Here is a 13351-nt window from a genome sequence, read left to right on the forward strand (position 1 = left end):
TTTCATTGGAAATCGCCGAAAGCGTCTTCTCGTCGGCACGCCGCACGATCGGCGTGATAAGCCCGCCGGGGATCGACACGGCAACGCCCACATCGGCGTTTTTGTGCTTCACCATCGCACTATCGGTCCACGAGACGTTGGCCTCCGGCACCATGGCGAGCGCTTGGCATGCGCTTGATGACCATGTCGTTGACCGACAGCTTGTAGGCCGGCTTCTCGCCATCCTCGGTCTTCACCTTCGGCGCGGCTTCGTTGAGCTGTTTGCGCAGCGCCAGAAGCGCGTCGATCTCGCAATCGAGCGTCAGGTAGAAATGCGGGATGGTGGACTTCGCCTCGACCAGACGCCGCGCGATGGTCTTGCGCATGCTGTCATGCGGGATCAGCTCGTAGGAGCCTTCCCCGAACAGCTTCATGACCTGATCGTCGGACATGGGCTGCGCCGCGGCGGGAGCCGAAGCCGGAGCGGCGGCTGCCTTCGCACCGCCATCCTTGCCAGCCGCTTCCACATCGGCTTTCACGATCCGGCCCTTCGGCCCGGAACCTGAAATCGCCGAAAGGTCAAGACCCGCTTCCTTTGCAAGACGGCGGGCGAGCGGTGAGGCGCGAACACCGGAAGCCGAAGCCACGGCCGCAACCGGAGTGGCAGCGGGCGCAGGCACTTCAGCCGAAGCCGGTGCTTCAGCCTTTGCCGGCTCTTCAGCCACGGTTTCGGCGGGCGCTGCGGCAGGCGCATCGGCAACAGCCTCGCCTTCCTCATAGACCCACGCCACGACCTCGCCGACCGGAATGTCGATGCCTTCCTTGCCAGTGATATTGCGAAGGATGCCGGCGGCGGGAGAGTCGATCTCCATCGCCGCCTTGTCGGTCTCGATCTCGAAGAGGACGTCGCCCTTCTTCACGGTTGCGCCTTCCTCCACCAGCCAGGAAGAGATGCGACCGGTCGTCATGTCCATGTCGACCTTGGGCAGGATGACTTCAACAGCCATGTCAGCGCGCCCCCGTAACCAGCTCGCGGGCTGCCTTGACGATGCCGTCGACCTGCGGAACCGTCGCCTTTTCCAGCTCCGGATTGTAGGGGATCGGCGTTTCCGCGCCGCCCAGACGGACAACCGGGGCGTCGAGATAGTCGAAGGCCTCGCTCTCGGCGATCATGGCCGAAATCTCGGCGCCGACGCCAAGCGTCTTCACGCCCTCATAGACGCACATCAGGCGGGACGTCTTGCACACGCTCTCGATGATCGTCTGGCGATCCATCGGGCGGACGGTGCGCAGGTCGATGACCTCCACGTCGATGCCCTCTTCGGCAAGCTGCTTTGCAGCATCCAGCGACTTGTGAACCATGATCGAGGTGGCGACAATGGTGAGGTCGGCACCCTCGCGCCGCACCTCGGCCTTGCCGATCGGCACCGTGTAATAGCCCTCCGGCACCTCGCCCTTCATCTTGTAAAGGATCTTGTGCTCGTAGATCATCACCGGATCGGGATCCTCGATGGCCGCGAGCAGCATGCCCTTCGCATCGTGCGGGGTGGCCGGCTGAATGACCTTCAGACCCGGCACATGGCCAAGCCAAGCTTCGAGGCTCTGGCTGTGCTGTGCGGCCGCACCCGTTCCGGACCCGGCGGGAAAGCGCATGACGACCGGCACCGAAACGGCACCGCCCAGCATATAGCGCATCTTGGCCGCCTGGTTGACGATCTGCTCCATGGCGAGCGTCGCGAAATCGGAGAACTGGAACTCGAAAATCGGGCGCATGCCGGTGACGGCTGCGCCGACCGCGACACCTGCGCCACCCAGTTCCGAGATCGGCGTGTCCATGACGCGGTCGGGGCCAAAGCGCTCCACCAGATCGCCAGTAACCTGAAAGGCACCGCCATAGACGCCGATGTCCTCACCCATGAGGAACACGCGTTCATCGCGTTCCATGGCGATGGCCATGGCTTCCTGGATGGCCTGCGCGTAGCTCAGTTCACGCGTGGCTGTCTCGACTTGCGCGTCCATCAGGCCTGCTCCGTGTAGACATATTTCTCAAGATTGGCGACTTCGGGCATCGGGCTTTCCTTGGCAAACTCGATGCCGGCCTCGATTTCCTTGCGGACCGATTCGCGGATCTCCTCGATCCCGTTCTGATCGATGACACCGAACTCCATAAGCTGCGATTCAAACGCCTCGATCGGATCGCGCTCGGTCATCCACTCCTCGATCTCTTCCTTGGTGCGGTAGCGGTTGCGGTCGCTCTTGGAATGGCCGCGATAGCGGTAGGTCTTGCACTCAAGGAGCGTCGGCCCTTCGCCGTTGCGCGCGCGCTCGGTCGCCTCGTGCATGGCCTCGGCCACATCCGACACGACGTTGCCGTCGACGATCACGCCCGGCATCGCATAGGCGGAAGCACGATCTGCAATGTTGGGAACCGCCGTCGCGCGGGCAACGGAGGTGGACATGCCATAACCGTTGTTTTCGCACACGAAGACGACCGGCAGCTTCCAGATGGCAGCCATGTTGAGCGCCTCGTGGAACGCGCCCTCATTGTTCGCCCCATCGCCGAAGAAACAGACGACGACATTGCCGGTCTTCATCTTCTTGGCAGTCAGGGCAGCGCCGACGGCAATCGGCAGGCCGCCACCGACGATGCCGTTTGCGCCGAGATTGCCCGTCGACACATCGGCGATGTGCATGGAGCCGCCGCGGCCGCGGCAATAACCGGTGGTCTTGCCGAAGAACTCGGCGAACATACGCGAGACATCCGCACCCTTGGCAATGCAGTGGCCGTGGCCACGGTGCGTCGAGGTGATCTGGTCTTCATCGGAAAGACCGAGGCAGATGCCGACAGCACTTGCTTCCTGACCGATGGACAGGTGCATCGTGCCGTGGATCAGGCCACGCATGTAGCTTTCTTCCGCGCCTTCCTCGAACTGGCGGATCAGATACATCTTGCGCAGCGCATCGCGCAGCTTGTCCTGATCGAACTGCCTGTAGATAAAAGGCTGGTTGGCGCCGTCTTTTTTTGCGGCGCCCTTCTTGGCCGTGGCCGACATATTCATGCTCCTGTCTAGCCGTAAACGAGCTTGTCCTGACGCGCGCGCAGCTCGGCGATCTTCGAACCGGCCGGCGGTGCAGCGTTGTCGGACGTGATGAGTTCGCCCTTCTTGATGGGCTTGGTGACCGTGCCGCCCTGAAGCAGACCGCAGGGGATGGCTTTGGAGGCGCGCGCCTCCGGCACCGTCATGATCCATGCGCGGTAGCAGTACTCACCAATCGCATCGAGCGTCTCGCCCGGCTGCATGTCCTTCTTGGCGACGGCACAGACTTCCGCCACCGGCTTGTCCAGCGGCACCATGTCCGGCTTGCCGTAGAGAACGACGCGGGCACAGGTGAGCGGCACTTCCAGCGAGGTCAGGTGGTAGGGACGATGGAAGGTGAAGTAAGGGCCCTTGCCCATCTTCAGGTCTTCCATGCGCTCGGAAATGCGCGGATGCGACATGTCGGCGACAACGAAGACGCCGGGCGCTACGCCCTTGCCGATGGAGTAGTCCACCACGCCAACGCGCGACAGCACGCCGCCGTCCTTTTCCGGCACCAGCACGGAGGACAATTCGTCCAGCGTCGCCTTGGGGCCATGCATGCCCGGCTTGTCCGGCACGAGACCGGTCGCATTGGCGATAGCCGCCATTTCGACCATGGTCTTGGAACCGTCGACGAACTCGACCAGCATACGCACATTCATGTTGCGGCGCGCTGCTTCCTCGGCATAGTCGTCCGGGATCGCATCGATGTTGAGCGGGTTGTTCTTGCCCTTGCCGGCAGCGACGATGGGATGCCCCATGGCCGAAACGAACTCGATCAGTTCCATGCAGGAAGACGGCTCATCGCCGGCACCCAGCGAATAGGTGACGCCCAGACGGTCGGCTTCGCTCTTCAGATAGGCGCCAATGGTGACGTCAGCCTCGACATTCATCATGACGAGGTGCTTGCCGTGCTCCATGGCCCTCAGGCCGATTTCAGCGCCGACAGCCGGAACACCGGTCGCGTCGATCACCACGTCGATGAGATCGTTCTCCAGAAGAAGATCGGCATTGTTGGTGACAGCAACTTTGCCGGCCTCCATCGCCGCGGTCATTGCGGACTGGCTGTCCGCTTCCTTAGCATGGCCTTCTTCCTGATAGGCGATATCCACGGCACGGCTTGCCGCTGGCAGGTTCAGCTCCGAAATGGCGCCGATTTCGATACCCGGCATATGAGCGACGCGGGTGACGATATCAGTGCCCATTTCGCCAGAGCCCACAAGGCCGATGCGAATCGGCTTGCCGGACTTGGCCCGATCCTCGAGATCCCGGGCAAGGCCGGTAAGCGCAACGTTGGCAGACATTTCTGACCACTCTCCCAGATGGACGTTTCCTCGGTCCGAGGCTTATTGAACATCTGTTTTGGTGTCAATACGAATGTCCACTCTGGGAGTAACCTGCGCCAATCAGCCGCCGCCGCCGCGGGTGTGCGCGCCAAAGCAAGCCTGCCGTTAGGGAAAGTGCAGATCGTAACATTCCAGCATTTGTGAACGCTCTGTTTCAAAATTTCGATCTGACGAAACGAACAGGCACTCCCTAAATGAGGAACCAGCAAGGGAATAATCCCATGCTGATAGTAATATCACATCTTCCTTGACGGAAATGTGAATGGCTTGTTGAAAGCTATCAGGAGTATTGAAAATGAAAACTGTTCTTTCTGCCCTCGTTATTTCTTCCTTCGTTGCAGCCCCCGCTTTTGCTGTTGAGCCTATTAAAGGCAGCATCAACTTTGATGGACCCTCCCAGTCCACACTCAGCAAGACGCCGGTTGGCTCCGTTCTTCAGCACCAATTTACTTCGAACGGAAAAGATTATCTCGAGATTTATGTTGTTGGCGCAGATGGTCGTCCGGAGCTGGTAAGCCGTTCGGCATCGAACAACAGCTAATGCTCGTAAAATCACTTTGACAAAGGCCCGGAAGTCACTCCGGGCCTTTTTCTTTACCGCTTCATTGGTTCGGGTCTACCGATATTGCTTTGGAAAACCCCGCTATCTGTTGCGCAGGACAACGCATGGCAGGCCGCCCCTACGGAATCGCTGGCAGACCTGAACGGCATCCGGGCGACTGCCCGCACCGATGCGCACTGCATAGATTCCACGCCATCCCCGCGACGAACGGACCCGCGTGATGACCGGCTCGTAGTCTTTTAGAAGCGTCGCATGTCTGCGCAGCACCATCTGCCACAGTCTTATCGCCACATCACGGCGAAAATGCCCCGCAACCTGCACACCCCAGGGCTGCGTATGAACGCTGGTCATGGCCATGACGGCACGCGCTGAGACGGGCAGATCACGACAGGCCGCATCAAACGTCTTGTCGGGATGAAGCGGTTCGATGCTGGCAGCTGGCTTCCGGTCCGAAAACGTGTCAGCTGGCGCACCGAGGATCGCCATCACGTAGTTCTCGGTTTCCAGCGGCAGGAAGCCACCTTTCTTGAGCCAGCGTGATACACGCGCCTCTCCGGCATTGTACGCGGCGGCAGCCAGGCCGAGATTTCCGAACTTCCTTTTCAGTTCCGCCAGATAGGCGGCCGAAGCCGGGATTGCCTTTTCGATATCGAACGCATCGTCCAGCCCGCGCAGCGCGGCGGTGCCCGGCATGAACTGCGCCACCCCTTCAGCCCCCTTGGGGCTCACGGCATTGGGGTTGAAGCGGCTTTCCTTCCAGAGGAGCCTGGCCAGAAATGCGGGCTCTAAGCGGTTTTCCCGGGCATGCGTCTCGACGAGGTTGCAGACAGAGGCGATCAGTCTGTCTTTCTCGGTCTCTTCGGACTTCTGCTCCGCACCCGCTTCATGAGCGCCGAGCACAAACATGCTCAGAATGGCGAAGCAGCTCAACCATCGGCAAGGTCGCGCATGTCGCATAGGCCACCCCATTTCTCCAGACGAAGCGTAAAACGCACGACAAGGGCAGGCAAGGTCTCTGAGATCGAACCGGCGGACGGTTGGTGGAGCTGAGGGGAATCGAACCCCTGACCTCGTCATTGCGAACGACGCGCTCTCCCATCTGAGCTACAGCCCCGTTTCGCCGGTGACCCGCATTTAGGTCCGCGGCGCCTGGGCTGTCAAGAATCCAGTTTTTAACTGGGAGATGCCCGTCATTCATCGTCAAATGACACACAAATGGCCCCATTCTCGTGTTTCCGGCAGGCAAATAACCGCGCCAGACTTGCCGCATCCTTCGGCAATGGCTACATGTCGCAAAATTCACGGCATGCGGGAGCAGGCAGGGGCAACGTTCCCACTTCCGGCTGCCGCGCTTAACACGGCCCAGGAGACCGGCATGCTCGCGCTTATCCAGACCATCATCATGGCGCTCGACATCTATTGGTGGCTGATCATCGCTTCGGCCGTCTTTTCCTGGCTCTACGCATTCAACGTGGTCAACCCGCGCAACCAGTTCGTCGGTTCGATCGGCAATTTTCTCTTCCGCGTTACGGAGCCCGCATTGCGGCCGATCCGAAACCTTCTGCCCGATCTTGGCGGTATCGACATTTCGCCGATCATCCTGCTACTGGCGCTGTTCTTCATCCGGCAGTTCATCCTGACCACCATCGCCCCGGCGCTTCTCTGATCCGTGACGAACCTGCCAGCTTTCTGTCGGTTGGCCGATAACGGGCTGGCGCTTTTTGTGCGCCTGACACCCAGGTCCGCGCGCGACGCCATTGAAGGCATGGCGGAGAGCGCGGATGGCCGCTGTCACCTGAAGGCACGCGTGCGCGCCGTTCCCGAGAACGGGAAGGCCAATACCGCACTGGAAAAACTGCTCGCAAAGCAGATCGGCGTGCCCTCAAGCGCCATTTCAGTGGCTGGTGGAGCGACCTCCCGCCTCAAGACCGTGGAGTTAAAGGGCAACCGCGAGGAGCTTCTCATCCGGCTCAGGGCAATCGCCGCAGAGCAATAGGCGTCGCCATGAAATGCGGCTATGCTCGCCTCACCTGTGAGAAGGAGCATAGCCCATGCGACTGGCAATAGCGGGACTTCTGGTAGGCGCCCTTGCCGGCGCGGCCCAGGCCGCAGAAATCGAGAGCGCCTATACCGAGGTCAACACGCAGGAGAACTGCGCGGCCTTTGCCGCTCCTGCAGGTGATGAGCCCGGCGACTGGATCAATTTCGTCTGTGCGGGTTGGCGCGGCTATCCCGTGCTCATCTACTATGGTGATGCGCGAGAATCGATCTTCTACGGCTTCCCGCCGGATGGTGATCTGGCGCCGGAATGGGAGAGCTTTGCCGGCTTCAATTCGACCGGATCGACCATCGAATGGCGCATCATGAGCGATGGCGATCGCCAGTGGCCCTTCGCAACGATCCATCGCTGGTTCGTCGACGATGGCGAAAGTCTGGGTGACAAGATCGAAGTGCTGGTGGTGGAAAAGGTCGGGCAGGTCTTCGGGCGGGAGGGCTGTGTGGTCGGCTATGTCGTGGCCACCGGCAACGAAAACGCCAATGAAAAAGCCCGCCGCATCGCCGATGGGCAGGCTTTCGATTTCGCTTGCGGAGCGGACCAGCCGGTTATCGATGCCGGCGATGTTCCGCTACCCGAGACCACTGGAGGCGGCTGAGCATCGGACCGAACAGTGGAATCCGATCTTCGGATTGTTCCGATGCTCCATGAATAGTCTAGATCATCCTTTGTGCGTCCGGATGGACGCACGGCGATCCAGGCGCCGCCCCGTCTCCTTATTTGCTGGCCTTGGCCCGCTCGACGGCCTCAACGATCAGCTTGCGGGCTGCCGCTGCGTCCATCCAGTCACCGATCTTGACCCATTTGCCGGGTTCCAGATCCTTGTAGTGCTCGAAGAAATGCTGGATCTGCTGAAGCGTGATTTCCGGCAGGTCCGTGTAGTTCGTCACGTTCTCGTAGCGGCGCGTCAGGTGGGGTGACGGCACGGCGATGATCTTCTCGTCTTGTCCGGAATTGTCTTCCATGATGAGGACGCCGATCGGCCGCACATTGATGACGCAGCCTGGAATGAGCTGCCGCGTGTTGCAGACCAGAACGTCGATCGGATCGCCATCATCCGAAAGCGTGTGCGGCACGAAGCCGTAATTGCCTGGATAGGTCATCGGCGTGTAGAGAAACCGGTCGACGACCAGCGTGCCGGAATTCTTGTCCATCTCGTATTTGATCGGCTGGCCGCCGACCGGAACTTCGATGATGACGTTCACGTCTTCCGGCGGATTGTCACCGGTGGAGATGGCGTCTATGCGCATGGGGAAAGCAACCTTTGTTCTGGCAGTTTATGGCTGCCGGAGACCGGCATGGCGACCGATACGGTCAGCCAGACGGAGCAGCCCGGAAATTGATGGCTGCCGCTTTATCGCGTCAAAGGCCGCATGGCAATGCAGCGAATGGTGCAGTGCGAAAATTTGACACTGCGCGCCAATGCACAGATGGGGCGGAACTGGGTGCCGGATCTGGTCTCAGACGTCTTAGTCCCAGACAAAGGCGAGCTTGCGCAGCGCCCGGTGCTCGAACACCTCGACGCCTTCGGCGATGTCGCGCCCGCCTGCGCCCGAATAGAATGCCAGAGCCGTCTCGTTGTCTTCCAGCGCCCAGACCACCAGTCCCTTCAGACCATGAGCCTCCAGCATGTCGCGTGCCGCCTGGAAGAGACGCCGGCCCAGACCGATACCCTGGTATTCGGGCCGCAGATAAAGCTCGTAAATCTCGCCTTCCTGGCTGAGTTCGCGCGCGCGGTTGCGCCCGAGTGTTGCATAGCCGGCAATCTCGCCGCCGATCTCGATCACCAGAACAGTGGCAGACCGGCGAATCGCATTTGCCCACCAGCGCGGACCGCGCCGGCCTATCATGCGTCCGAGCGCCTGATAGGGGATGATGCCGGTATAGGCGCTGCGCCACGCACTGTCATGAACCTCGGCGACAGCCTCGGCGTCGTTCGGCTCTGCTCGTCTGATGTCGATCGTCAGCGTGTTCATAGTTTCTTAACCATAGCTGCGTCGGGTCGACATGCGCAAGCATTAGAGCGCTCATCTTTGCGGTCACACACAAATGGCCGAAAAGCGCTCAGATTTCCGTCAAACGGTCTTCGATTTCATTAGAATTACGCCGTCCGGCAGGAAAATGCCTGGAAAGCACCTCGCCCGCATAAGTGACCGTTTCGACAAAGCCGTCGGCCAGCGTGCCACGCTGCGCATGGTCCAGCATCAGCGCAACACCTTCGTTCCAGACACTCTGTTCGACACAGGCGTCGATCTCGTGATCGGCCACAATTTCCACATATCGTTCCGCCAGCGAAACAAAGATCAGAACGCCCGTCCGGCCTTCCGTCACATGGATGTTGTGCGCGAAGAACTGGTTCTGCGCATTGTCGTGCGCCCGCCGGTATTTCAGCGCTTTGGGAACCAGAGCCACACGCAGCCCCTCAAAGGCAACAACCAAAGCGGCTGCGGCAGCGAAGGCGGCAAGCTGGGCCGCAGCGAAAACCACCGGATCGATCGAAATCCACCAGTGTCTGAGCGCAAGCGCCAGGAACGGCCCCAGAATGAGGATCGCAAGAGCGACGATCAGGCAGGCCGGATAGAGATAGGGGTCGCTCGTCCGCGCAAGCACGCAGTAGATCTCACCCGATGTCTTTTCCTCGGCGTCACTGATTGCCCGGGCGATGCGCGCGTGCTCCGCGCCTGAAAGCCTTTTCATGTGCCGCCTCATTCTACCAGCTCCCCGAAGCGCCGCCGCCACCGGACGAACCGCCACCGCCGGAAAAGCCGCCACCGCCGCCACCGCCGGACGACCAGCCACCCGATGAACGCCCGCCGGACGAACCGCTGCTCGACTTGTTGTAATCCACCGTCATGCCGAGCCATTTGTAGCGCTTCGGACCGATCTTGCGACCGAAGATGGGTGGCAGGAACGCCATGGCAAACCCACCGAAGAAGAACGTGCCCCAGACGATGAAGAAGAGAATGACCGGCCAGGGGAGACCGTCGTCATCCTGCTGGCTGCGCCTGGCGCGCGCTTCAAGCTCGGCGGCATTGCCTTCCAGAACCATGACGATGTCATCGACCGCATCGCTGATGCCGACGGAAAAATCGCCGGCGCGGAAGGCGGGAACCATGGTGTTTTCGATGATGAGCTTCGAATGCAGGTCGGTCAGTGTGCCTTCGAGCCCATAGCCCACCTCGATGCGCATCTTGCGATCATCGAGCGCGACGAGGAGCAGGACACCATTGTCCTCGCCCGCCTGCCCCAGCCCCCATGCGCGAAACAGGCGATTGGCAAACGGTTCCAGCGCCTCGCCTTCAAGGCTGCGGATCGTAGCGACGACGATCTGGTCGGAGGCCTTCCGTTCGAAAGCCTCCAGCCGCTCGGTAAGCGAGGCTTCGGTGGCCGGGTCGATGATCTCCGCGTTGTCGACCACCCGGCCCGTCAGTCGCGGCAGTTCCGCTGCGACGAGCGCAGATGCCATCGCCAGCGCGATGAGCCCGGTCAAAAACGCCAGCCGGATGCCCCGAATGCCACGCGCATTCGAGGCGCGCGGAAAAGCCTGCCCCATGGATCCGTCTCCGTCAGCCGCCGCTGCCAGTGCCAAAATTGACCGACGGCACATCCATCTTGTCTTCCGGGATCGTGAAGGTCTCGTAGGGCTCGTTGCCGGTGAACCAGAACATGGCCCACAGCATGGAAGGCAGTGTCTTCAGTGATGTGTTGTAGAGGCGGACCGCCTCGATATAGTCGCGCCTTGCGACCGCGATGCGGTTTTCGGTGCCTTCAAGCTGCGCCTGAAGAGCGAGAAAATTCTGACTGGATTTCAGGTCGGGGTAGTTTTCGACCACGGCCAGAAGACGCGACAGCGCGCCGGAGAGGCCGGCCTGGCTCTCCTGAAACGCCTTGAAGGCATCAGGATCGGTAAGCATGTCCGGCGAGATCTGGACCTGCGTCGCTTTCGCGCGCGCCTCGACAACGCCTTCCAGCACCTCGCGCTCCTGCGCAGCAAAGCCCTTTACCGTCTCCACCAGATTGGGAATGAGGTCGGCGCGGCGCTGATACTGGTTCAGCACCTCGCTCCATGCCGCCTTAGCCTGCTCCTCACGGGTCGGAATCGTGTTGAAACCACAGGCCGACAGCAACGGCAACATCAGGCAGAGCGCAAGCAGGGGGAAAAGGCCGCGTGCAGGAACGGCGGCGAGCGACTTGGCAGACGACATGAAGGAGCACCTCCAGAAAATTGGTTCTCCGGACATTAGAACATGGTCCACTGATAGGAAACCAATTCCGATCAGTGCGTCCATGCTGTACGGTCGACCCTCACTCACTGCAGCAGGTTTTCGTATGGGGTCAGCACAGAAACGGAAGGAACGGGCGGAAGCGGAGTCGCGCCGCATCCTCGACCGGGTCAGCCGCGAAAGCGAAGGCAGTTCCATGATGACCCGCGCGCGCGATCACATCGCGGCAAGAGATGCGGAGCAGAACGATCCGATCGAACTCTGGGGCACACGGATCGGCAGGGCCATCGCCGTGACAACTCTGACCGCGCTGATCCTCTGGCTCCTCCTCTACGTTTTTGGCATCATCGGCGGATAAGGGCAGCATGACCACAGAAGAAAACCGGCGCGAAACACGCGCCGTAATCGTCATTTCAAGCCATGTCGCGCGCGGCAGCGTGGGAAACCGCGCAGCCGTTTTCACGCTGGAGGCACTTGGCTTTCCGGTCTGGGCGGTGCCGACCGTCATCCTGCCGTGGCATCCAGGGCACGGCCCCGCAACGCGCATCGTGCCGGAACCCGACCAGTTCGCACGGTTTATGAACGATCTGGAGAATGCGCCATGGCTCGGCGAGGTCTCCGCCGTTCTGACCGGCTATCTGGGAAACCTGGAACAGGCACAAGCGATTGCAGGCCTTGTGGAAGCCCTGAAAGCCCGCAATCCCAAGGCCCGCTATATCTGCGACCCGGTGCTTGGCGACCGGGGCGGGCTCTATGTGCCGGAGGCAACGGCGGCAGCGATCCGCGACCGGCTGTTGCCGCTGGCCGACATCGCCACTCCCAACCGATATGAGCTCGCCTGGCTTACAGGCGTCGAGATCGACAGCACGGAGACAGCGATCCGCGCTGCGCGAAAGGCGCCCCCTGCAGATGTCATGGTGACATCGGCTCCGGCAAGCAGCCCTGACCGGCTGGCAAACCTGCTGGTCAATGAGACGGCTGTCCTGCGCGCCGCACATGACAGCATTCCAAAAGCCCCCAATGGAACCGGCGACCTCACGGCAGCGCTCTACCTTGCACGGCTGCTTGCCGGCGAGACACGAGAAGAAGCGCTTGCAAAGACGACGGGCTCCGTGGTGACCATCCTCAACAGGGCCACGGAACGCGGTTCGGACGAACTCATGCTGGAAACCGACCGGCAGATTCTCACACGCCCTCAGATGTTGGTCGATATCGAACGCGTCGCAGAGCCTGTTTCCGCATCATCATGAATATGCCGGCTCTTCCGGGGCAGGCGAGAACTTCCGAGATCCATATGGATGCGGTGACGTAACACGGAGAGTACAGCTCCAGGCATCGGAGAGCGGTGCGTGACTGCCATTGCATTGACGCTGTGCGTGGTTCGACATTAAACCGGATTGCCCGCCACGCGTTTTGCCGTTATTCGAAAGCCCATGACCCATCTTCCAGAACGCCTTATCACCGGCTACCGAAATTTCATGGCCGGCCGTTACAGCTCCGAGAGCGACCGCTATCGCAAGCTGGCCAAGGATGGCCAGTCTCCGCAAACCATGGTCATCGCCTGCTGCGATTCCCGGGCGGCACCCGAAACGATCTTTGATTGCGGCCCGGGCGAACTGTTCGTCGTGCGCAATGTGGCCAATCTTGTGCCGCCCTATGCGCCGGACGGCCAGCATCACGGCACCTCGGCAGCGCTTGAGTTTGCGGTGCAGAGCCTCAAGGTAAAGCATATCGTGGTGATGGGTCACGGTCGCTGCGGCGGCATTGGTGCGGCACTAAACCCCTCGGCAGAGCCGCTTTCGCCGGGTGACTTCATCGGCAAGTGGATGGGCCTCGTCGCGCCGGCGGCCGAAGCACTCTCCGGCAATGAACTGATGACACCGGCAGAGCGCCAGACAGCGCTGGAACGTATTTCGATCCGTTACCAGGTGCAGAACCTGCGCAGCTTCCCCTGTGTGAAGATACTGGAGGACAAGGGCAAGCTCTCCCTGCACGGCGCATGGTTCGATATATCCAGCGGCGAGCTATGGGTGATGAACCCCCAGACCGGCGATTTCGAACGGCCAGAACTCACCTGACGGACTACCCGTTCATGCGGACACCGG

The 13351-nt window shown here is 61.0% G+C and carries 16 protein-coding genes, 1 tRNA gene and 1 pseudogene; 7 read left to right on the top strand and 11 right to left on the bottom strand.

Going from position 1 to position 13351, the window contains the following annotated elements:
* The 4 genes and pseudogenes from JCM21793_RS26310 to JCM21793_RS26315 form a co-directional block, all read right to left on the bottom strand.
* Positions 1-986: pseudogene (locus JCM21793_RS26310) on the bottom strand (dihydrolipoamide acetyltransferase family protein); the annotation flags it as partial.
* 1 nt (position 987) lies between these two features.
* A complete protein-coding gene (locus JCM21793_RS15160; RefSeq protein ID WP_025030910.1) occupies positions 988-1998 on the bottom strand; it encodes an alpha-ketoacid dehydrogenase subunit beta in 1011 nt (336 codons plus the stop codon).
* The gene (locus JCM21793_RS15165; protein ID WP_025030911.1) at positions 1998-3032 is read right to left on the bottom strand and encodes a thiamine pyrophosphate-dependent dehydrogenase E1 component subunit alpha; all 1035 of its coding nucleotides are present in this window, start codon (positions 3030-3032) and stop codon (positions 1998-2000) included. Before JCM21793_RS15165 ends, JCM21793_RS15160 begins: the two co-directional genes overlap by 1 nt.
* A gap of 14 nt (positions 3033-3046) precedes the next feature.
* Complete coding sequence (locus JCM21793_RS26315) at positions 3047-4363, bottom strand: NAD(P)H-dependent oxidoreductase (RefSeq protein ID WP_036540524.1); 1317 nt, start codon at positions 4361-4363, stop codon at positions 3047-3049.
* 337 nt (positions 4364-4700) lie between these two features.
* On the opposite strand from JCM21793_RS26315, the gene JCM21793_RS15175 reads away from it, so the two are divergent.
* Entirely contained in the window at positions 4701-4946 is a 246-nt protein-coding gene (locus tag JCM21793_RS15175) for a hypothetical protein (RefSeq protein ID WP_025030912.1), read from the top strand.
* 102 nt (positions 4947-5048) lie between these two features.
* Here JCM21793_RS15175 and JCM21793_RS15180 read toward each other — a convergent pair whose 3' ends face one another.
* Positions 5049-5873 (bottom strand): lytic transglycosylase domain-containing protein, encoded by an 825-nt coding sequence (locus tag JCM21793_RS15180; RefSeq protein WP_036540525.1) that lies wholly within the window; start codon positions 5871-5873, stop codon positions 5049-5051.
* A 132-nt stretch (positions 5874-6005) separates the two neighbouring features.
* Positions 6006-6081 (bottom strand) — tRNA-Ala (locus tag JCM21793_RS15185).
* Between the two features lie 261 nt (positions 6082-6342).
* Between JCM21793_RS15185 and JCM21793_RS15190 the strand changes: the two genes are divergently transcribed.
* From JCM21793_RS15190 to JCM21793_RS15200, 3 genes are read left to right on the top strand one after another with little or no spacing between them, the layout of a single operon-like run.
* Positions 6343-6633 carry a YggT family protein gene (locus tag JCM21793_RS15190; protein WP_007010649.1) on the top strand — a complete coding sequence of 97 codons (291 nt, stop codon included), beginning with the start codon at positions 6343-6345 and terminating at the stop codon, positions 6631-6633.
* A 12-nt stretch (positions 6634-6645) separates the two neighbouring features.
* The gene (locus tag JCM21793_RS15195) at positions 6646-6963 is read left to right on the top strand and encodes a DUF167 family protein (RefSeq protein WP_025030914.1); all 318 of its coding nucleotides are present in this window, start codon (positions 6646-6648) and stop codon (positions 6961-6963) included.
* Positions 6964-7018: 55 nt separating this feature from the next.
* Complete coding sequence (locus JCM21793_RS15200; protein ID WP_007010651.1) at positions 7019-7621, top strand: hypothetical protein; 603 nt, start codon at positions 7019-7021, stop codon at positions 7619-7621.
* 118 nt (positions 7622-7739) lie between these two features.
* Here the strand turns inward: JCM21793_RS15200 and ppa are convergent, their stop codons facing one another.
* From ppa to JCM21793_RS15225, 5 genes are all read right to left on the bottom strand, one after another.
* On the bottom strand, positions 7740-8273 hold the full coding sequence (gene ppa / locus JCM21793_RS15205) for an inorganic diphosphatase (RefSeq protein ID WP_007010652.1): 534 nt from the start codon (positions 8271-8273) through the stop codon (positions 7740-7742).
* Between the two features lie 219 nt (positions 8274-8492).
* A complete protein-coding gene (locus tag JCM21793_RS15210; RefSeq protein WP_025030915.1) occupies positions 8493-8999 on the bottom strand; it encodes a GNAT family N-acetyltransferase in 507 nt (168 codons plus the stop codon).
* A gap of 88 nt (positions 9000-9087) precedes the next feature.
* Positions 9088-9720 (bottom strand): TPM domain-containing protein, encoded by a 633-nt coding sequence (locus tag JCM21793_RS15215; protein ID WP_244439791.1) that lies wholly within the window; start codon positions 9718-9720, stop codon positions 9088-9090.
* Between the two features lie 13 nt (positions 9721-9733).
* On the bottom strand, positions 9734-10576 hold the full coding sequence (locus JCM21793_RS15220) for a TPM domain-containing protein (protein WP_025030917.1): 843 nt from the start codon (positions 10574-10576) through the stop codon (positions 9734-9736).
* A gap of 13 nt (positions 10577-10589) precedes the next feature.
* Positions 10590-11228: a LemA family protein gene (locus tag JCM21793_RS15225; protein ID WP_025030918.1), complete on the bottom strand. Its 639-nt coding sequence runs from the start codon at positions 11226-11228 to the stop codon at positions 10590-10592.
* A 124-nt stretch (positions 11229-11352) separates the two neighbouring features.
* On the opposite strand from JCM21793_RS15225, the gene JCM21793_RS15230 reads away from it, so the two are divergent.
* The 3 genes from JCM21793_RS15230 (at position 11353) to JCM21793_RS15240 (ending at position 13324) form a co-directional block, all read left to right on the top strand.
* Entirely contained in the window at positions 11353-11604 is a 252-nt protein-coding gene (locus JCM21793_RS15230) for a hypothetical protein (RefSeq protein ID WP_025030919.1), read from the top strand.
* A gap of 7 nt (positions 11605-11611) precedes the next feature.
* Positions 11612-12496 carry a pyridoxal kinase PdxY gene (pdxY, locus tag JCM21793_RS15235; protein WP_025030920.1) on the top strand — a complete coding sequence of 295 codons (885 nt, stop codon included), beginning with the start codon at positions 11612-11614 and terminating at the stop codon, positions 12494-12496.
* Positions 12497-12679: 183 nt separating this feature from the next.
* A complete protein-coding gene (locus JCM21793_RS15240) occupies positions 12680-13324 on the top strand; it encodes a carbonic anhydrase (protein WP_007010659.1) in 645 nt (214 codons plus the stop codon).
* The last annotated feature ends 27 nt before the right edge of the window (positions 13325-13351 follow it).

It is taken from the genome of Nitratireductor aquibiodomus NL21 = JCM 21793 (genome assembly GCF_000615975.1).
GTDB classification, from domain to species: Bacteria; Pseudomonadota; Alphaproteobacteria; order Rhizobiales; family Rhizobiaceae; genus Nitratireductor; species Nitratireductor aquibiodomus.

Coding starts and splice junctions, on each gene's coding strand:
- JCM21793_RS15225 (WP_025030918.1), bottom strand. CDS start 11,228: ATGTCGTCTGCCAAGTCGCTCGCCGCCGTTCCTGCACGCGGCCTTTTC.
- JCM21793_RS15160 (WP_025030910.1), bottom strand. CDS start 1,998: ATGGACGCGCAAGTCGAGACAGCCACGCGTGAACTGAGCTACGCGCAG.
- JCM21793_RS15215 (WP_244439791.1), bottom strand. CDS start 9,720: ATGAAAAGGCTTTCAGGCGCGGAGCACGCGCGCATCGCCCGGGCAATC.
- ppa (WP_007010652.1), bottom strand. CDS start 8,273: ATGCGCATAGACGCCATCTCCACCGGTGACAATCCGCCGGAAGACGTG.
- JCM21793_RS15165 (WP_025030911.1), bottom strand. CDS start 3,032: ATGTCGGCCACGGCCAAGAAGGGCGCCGCAAAAAAAGACGGCGCCAAC.
- JCM21793_RS15190 (WP_007010649.1), top strand. CDS start 6,343: ATGCTCGCGCTTATCCAGACCATCATCATGGCGCTCGACATCTATTGG.
- pdxY (WP_025030920.1), top strand. CDS start 11,612: ATGACCACAGAAGAAAACCGGCGCGAAACACGCGCCGTAATCGTCATT.
- JCM21793_RS15220 (WP_025030917.1), bottom strand. CDS start 10,576: ATGGGGCAGGCTTTTCCGCGCGCCTCGAATGCGCGTGGCATTCGGGGC.
- JCM21793_RS15230 (WP_025030919.1), top strand. CDS start 11,353: ATGGGGTCAGCACAGAAACGGAAGGAACGGGCGGAAGCGGAGTCGCGC.
- JCM21793_RS26315 (WP_036540524.1), bottom strand. CDS start 4,363: ATGTCTGCCAACGTTGCGCTTACCGGCCTTGCCCGGGATCTCGAGGAT.
- JCM21793_RS15210 (WP_025030915.1), bottom strand. CDS start 8,999: ATGAACACGCTGACGATCGACATCAGACGAGCAGAGCCGAACGACGCC.
- JCM21793_RS15240 (WP_007010659.1), top strand. CDS start 12,680: ATGACCCATCTTCCAGAACGCCTTATCACCGGCTACCGAAATTTCATG.
- JCM21793_RS15175 (WP_025030912.1), top strand. CDS start 4,701: ATGAAAACTGTTCTTTCTGCCCTCGTTATTTCTTCCTTCGTTGCAGCC.
- JCM21793_RS15200 (WP_007010651.1), top strand. CDS start 7,019: ATGCGACTGGCAATAGCGGGACTTCTGGTAGGCGCCCTTGCCGGCGCG.
- JCM21793_RS15180 (WP_036540525.1), bottom strand. CDS start 5,873: ATGTTTGTGCTCGGCGCTCATGAAGCGGGTGCGGAGCAGAAGTCCGAA.